The organism is Staphylococcus sp. EG-SA-15, assembly GCF_017151895.1.
GTDB classification, from domain to species: Bacteria; Bacillota; Bacilli; order Staphylococcales; family Staphylococcaceae; genus Staphylococcus; species Staphylococcus aureus.
The window spans coordinates 1-5,402 of record NZ_JACVZN010000054.1 but is presented as its reverse complement, the minus strand read 5'-3'; the positions used below and the strand labels follow the sequence as shown (position 1 = coordinate 5,402).

6 protein-coding genes are annotated in these 5,402 nt (G+C 31.7%); 1 reads left to right on the top strand and 5 read right to left on the bottom strand.

From position 1 onward, the window contains the following. Positions 1 to 367 (bottom strand): deoxyribose-phosphate aldolase (deoC, locus tag IDG64_RS14215; RefSeq protein ID WP_077477372.1); only part of this gene is annotated, 367 nt, incomplete at its 3' end. A 314-nt stretch (positions 368 to 681) separates the two neighbouring features. On the opposite strand from deoC, the gene deoD reads away from it, so the two are divergent. Then, positions 682 to 1,392, top strand: a complete 711-nt coding sequence (gene deoD, locus IDG64_RS14210; protein ID WP_000160304.1) for a purine-nucleoside phosphorylase — start codon at positions 682 to 684, stop codon at positions 1,390 to 1,392. 120 nt (positions 1,393 to 1,512) lie between these two features. On the opposite strand, the gene IDG64_RS14205 is transcribed toward deoD, so the two are convergent. The 4 genes from IDG64_RS14205 to IDG64_RS14190 form a co-directional block, all read right to left on the bottom strand. Next, on the bottom strand, positions 1,513 to 1,956 hold the full coding sequence (locus tag IDG64_RS14205) for a Dps family protein (protein WP_000070866.1): 444 nt from the start codon (positions 1,954 to 1,956) through the stop codon (positions 1,513 to 1,515). Between the two features lie 199 nt (positions 1,957 to 2,155). Beyond that, the gene (locus IDG64_RS14200; RefSeq protein ID WP_001123303.1) at positions 2,156 to 2,569 is read right to left on the bottom strand and encodes a thiol-disulfide oxidoreductase DCC family protein; all 414 of its coding nucleotides are present in this window, start codon (positions 2,567 to 2,569) and stop codon (positions 2,156 to 2,158) included. A gap of 456 nt (positions 2,570 to 3,025) precedes the next feature. Next, positions 3,026 to 4,399 (bottom strand): EVE domain-containing protein, encoded by a 1,374-nt coding sequence (locus tag IDG64_RS14195; protein ID WP_000123402.1) that lies wholly within the window; start codon positions 4,397 to 4,399, stop codon positions 3,026 to 3,028. Between the two features lie 671 nt (positions 4,400 to 5,070). Beyond that, entirely contained in the window at positions 5,071 to 5,301 is a 231-nt protein-coding gene (locus tag IDG64_RS14190; protein ID WP_000808817.1) for a hypothetical protein, read from the bottom strand. Positions 5,302 to 5,402 lie beyond the last annotated feature (101 nt).

The window sequence follows — 5,402 nt, the reverse complement described above, 5'->3', positions numbered from 1 at the left end:
CTTTTACTGTGTGACCTTTCGCAGCTTTAACCACTGCTTCAATGTCTTGTTGTACATCATCAAAACGTCCATCTTTTAATGCGCCGATGTTGATGACCATGTCAATTTCATCTGCACCATTTTGAATCGCATCTTCTGTTTCAAATGCTTTCGTCGCAGTTGTCGATGCACCTAATGGGAATCCTATTACCGTACAAACTAACACCTCTGAATCAGCTAGTCGTTCTGCTGCATATTTAACATGCGTTGGATTCACACATACAGATTTAAAATGGTATGCTTTCGCTTCATCGATGATTTGATCGATTTGCGTACGTGTTGACTCAGGCTTCAATAAAGTGTGATCAATCAATTTTGCACTATGCATTTTCTATCTCCTCCTTTATGGTTGATTATAAAAATACGGTTGTAAATTAGTTGATTGAGCGTCAGGTTCATTTAAATATCAGGTTAGATGTTCGCTTTTTATGTAACCGCATACATATACTATTACATTAATTCATTTCCCATAAACAAACAATACAATTGAACGTGATATCTTCATTATGAACGATGACTTGACAACAAGCTAATCAGGATTATATTTTTATAATTCTTTAATTCTATAGTACAAAAATTCGCAAAAAAGGGAAACAAATGTTATCTTAAAATTATTAATGAATATTAAGGAGAAGATAACAAATGACAAAAGGTACACCACATATTCAACCAAATGGAGTAAAAATTGCTAAAACAGTATTAATGCCTGGCGATCCGCTACGCGCAAAATATATTGCTGATAATTTTTTAGAAAATGTTGAACAATTTAACGATGTACGTAACATGTTTGGTTACACTGGTACATATAAAGGTAAAGAAGTTTCTGTAATGGGTTCTGGTATGGGTATTCCAAGTATTGGTATTTACTCATATGAGTTATACAACTTCTTTGATGTAGATACAATCATTCGTATCGGTTCTTGTGGCGCATTACAAGAAAATGTTAACTTATACGATGTTATTATTGCACAAGCTGCATCAACTAATTCAAATTATGTAGATCAATACAATATTCCAGGTCATTTCGCGCCTATCGCTGACTTCGAGTTAGTAACTAAAGCTAAAAATGTCGCTGACCAAATCGGTGCTACTACACACGTAGGTAACGTATTATCTTCTGATACATTTTACAATGCCGATCCAACATTCAATGATGCTTGGAAAAAAATGGGTATTTTAGGTATCGAAATGGAATCAGCTGGTTTATATTTAAATGCGATTCATGCTGGTAAAAAAGCACTTGGTATTTTCACAGTAAGTGATCATATTTTACGTGACGAAGCTACTACACCTGAAGAACGTCAAAATTCATTTACACAAATGATGGAAATCGCTTTAGAAATCGCAGAGTAACTTATTTAAATTGACTTTAATTGCTCTTTAACAATGCGATTAAACTCAAAAAGCCAACACATTCTGGGCGTATCCCCATTTATGTGTTGGCTTTTATTTATATTATTACTTATCTGTAGATTAGCTTAAGTAAGATTTAAACATCCAATTATGTTTATCTACTGATGTTTGCATACCTATAAACATATCTTCTGATACATCATCGCCAGCATTACCAGCAATTTCGATTGCGTTTTCTAATTGTTTTGAGATATTTGTGAAGTCTTGTGATAATTCTTCAACCATTTGTTCTGCAGAGTAACCTTTCGCAGCTTCTTTAACAATTGATTGCTCTAAGCATTCAGTTAATGTACCTACAGGGTTTCCTCCTACCGCTAAAATTCTTTCAGCTAATTCGTCTACATATTGGCTTGCTTCATTATATAATTCTTCAAATTTAACGTGTAATGAGAAGAAGTTAGGTCCTTTCACATACCAGTGGAAATTATGTAGCTTTGTGTAAGCTACTGTCCAGTTTGCTACTTGTTGATTCAATTCTTTTACAACATCTTGTTGATTACTCATATTTAATACACTCCTTAAAATTGTCTACGTCTTGCTTGTTTATATTAATTATTATATTATAATGATTCTAATCTGTAAAGTGTTTTTACTCTCTTTTTTATAATTATTCTAATCTAAATGTAAGGTGTTCCGCTTTTTAAATGTCTAAATTTTAATTCATCATCTAGTATATCCATTATCAATTAGCAAGTATGTTTTATCAATCAGTAAGTTTTACTTTCGCATTATCATCTAAAAAGAACGATTTTTCATAATCATTTGGTTGGTGCCATGTTGTTTTCCACATTCTATTTCTATTATTAGCAAACATTCGATAACCGAAATTACGGACTGGTTTAGGTACAAGCCATAAACCTACGCCCAATAATTTAGTTCGATTAGGTAGTGCTGTGATTAGTTTAATAATCGCCTGCGATTCAAAATATATACGATCACCTTTCTGTAAAATCACACTATTTTTATTTGCCGCTTCTGGATGTTGTTTAAAAAATTGTTGTCCAACTTCACCTTTTAACGTGGCAAATTGATAATTTCTTGGTAGGTCATGTTGAATTAACCAAATGACATAGTTATAACAATATATACAGTTTCCATCATAATATACGATTGGCATAATTTATTCGCTCCTTTAATAGTACTTATAGTCATTTTTCCTAATTTAAAAACATTTAAACAAGGTTGTCACTTGATAAGTCCTCGCGACACGAAATTGCCATAAAATTTATTTTTCAGTTTTATATTTATTGTATAATGTATTTTTTATTTACTTTAAATTTCTCAATCTACAGTGTAATCTTATTTCTTATTATTAACTTAGCGTTTGGTCATTCGTCTTATTCAACATACGACTGGAAAACTCATATAAAGTTTTAATTCAGTAACATAAATTCATTTATATTCATATACTGTCTTTATTATTTATTAAAATAAAAACGAGTAATCTATCATAAGCTCTTAATTAGCTCTTATGGTTGATTACCCGTCATTTTTCTTTATGCGGTTATTCAAATATGCAATTATGCAATTTTTAATCCTATCCTTACTTCTTTTCAAAAACTACCATATATCATTAGTCATGTTTGACTTTGACTATACGTGTGTATTTTAAAAACTGCTCTGAATATTTCTCCTTAATTTCCTCTAAACTGTCATATGTAATACCTACAATATGCCAATTAGGATTGAAATAATAGAAAGAATCTTTTTGTCGTGACCATTTAATCATATTACCGTCTTTATTATAACGTGGTAATGTTACTTCATAGCCTTCTAACACATTAATATACGTTTGGAAAATGTCTGTATCTATACGATTAAAATTATCAATAACTAAATAACTTTTATCCTTTTTAGGCATTAATTGAGTAATAAACCCTTCACGATAGTATAATGCCCCTGTTTCATTTGGTAAATACTTGCCATAAAGCATATCTTCTGAAAAATCAGGATGACCTGTTGTTATAACAGGATTTGCATTCGCTTTTTGCAATAAGTCATTAGCCGCTTTTAAGCCTTCTTCTTTTCGATCTACAACAAGTAAAATAAATGGCTTTAACGCTTCTTCTTTTTCACTTTCAAGCATATCTGGTTTTTGAACCATTTCAAATGGAGATTTCAATCCATTATTATCGCTCATTTCAATAATTGCATCATACTGTGCTTGTGACATACTTGCAATAGCCTGTTTTGCATTTTCTTGAAGGAAATATAAGTTTTTCAATTTAGGATGCTTATTTAATGTACTTAATGTAATCGGTGTAATGTCTTTCTCATAAGACACTTCAATCACTGTACTATTTGTTCTACCAGGAATTGGTGGTTTTTCATGAATATGCTTTGATACTTCTCCAATTCCAACGACAGATTGATTTTTCGTTCGATTATAAAAAATAATATTGTCGCCTTCTTCTAACTGAGTATAAAAATGATAACCATTACGTTTAATACCGTTGTACGTGTGCGTATAAATCGTATATTGGTTTCCAGGTTCAAATTCTTCAGTTTCAGCTAAAAAGAAATAACGCGGTATCTTAATTTCGCCTTTACCAAGACCACTTATTAAATCAAACTCTTCTGCAGTGATTTGATTGAACAATGTCTCTTTCATATTACTCATACGAAATTCCAAAGCTTCACTACGCTTTAAATAATCTGCTGTTAATGGTTTCAATTGTTCATTAAAACGAAACTGTACACGTATTTTATTTTGTGCACCTGTTTCAACACTAATAATTTCACCACATCCAAGTAGTCCAGTATCCGTCTGAACTTGATAAAAGATGACTTGATCTCCTACTTTAGCCTTTTTAAACGCTCTAAATCCTTGAGATGGGTTAAAATGTGCGCCTGATTCAAATAAAGCTGTTTGTCCTACTAACGGTTCATTATGATTCCAACGGTTATATCCACAATTCAACCAAAAATAATTCGTTTCTGCTGTCATCTTAATACTCCTTAACCTGAATAAATTTTAGAAACACTATGAATTACATTCTTTTAGTGTTTCTTATGCAGTTGGACGCGTATGCGAACAACTGTATACCCTTTGTTCACTGCGATTTTAATCGCATTTCCTATAACATTGTAGCGCCCAGGACATTATTTTACGTCCCAGACCCTTATCGTTTTCACTTCTAAGTAAGTCGAACTATTTTGCTTTACAACAAGTGCGACTCTAAATACAGTTGGACACACATACGAGCAACTGTATACCTTTTAATCAGTTTTCTATATTTTATTTATTATATCTGTCTTAATGATAAAAATTGTTACAAACAGTTTAACATATTTAGCTACCTATTTTGTATATAAAAAACATGCTTGCATACACTATGCAATAAAAATTACAAATTTATATATGATACCACTATGCTTGCTTATCTCTATAGCGCCATTGATACACATTTTTAAATATCTATACTGCCGTTAGAATTTTATCATGTCTTAATTTTCATTAAATATTAATTACTTCATTTTATATAAACCAACAAAAACCCCCTCACTACTATGCAAGTGAGAGGTTATGTTGATGTGCTTTATTTTCATCAATGTCATTAACACAATCATATTTCTTCTGTTAATGCACTGTATTATATTCAAACGCGCTATCGACAATTAATTTGAAGCTACAAAGGTACCGCATAATGGCAGCACATTAATTAACAATGCGCTAAACTTTAATGAGGCGCTGATTTGCTTGTCTTTAAAAGTCAACATAGCACTGATAATTCCTAAAATAGCTACTATACGTGGAATTGTCATGCTCGGATACTGCGGTATATGTAAGAAAGCACCAAGACCTGCTATCACACCACATACTAACGCAATATATAGAAATTGCTTCAAATCATTCACTCCTAAATTGTTATTACACTATTACACATAGCTAATCATCAATGTGAAATCGCCTTCAAAGACACTATCCAAATCTTCAGAAGTCAAAATAA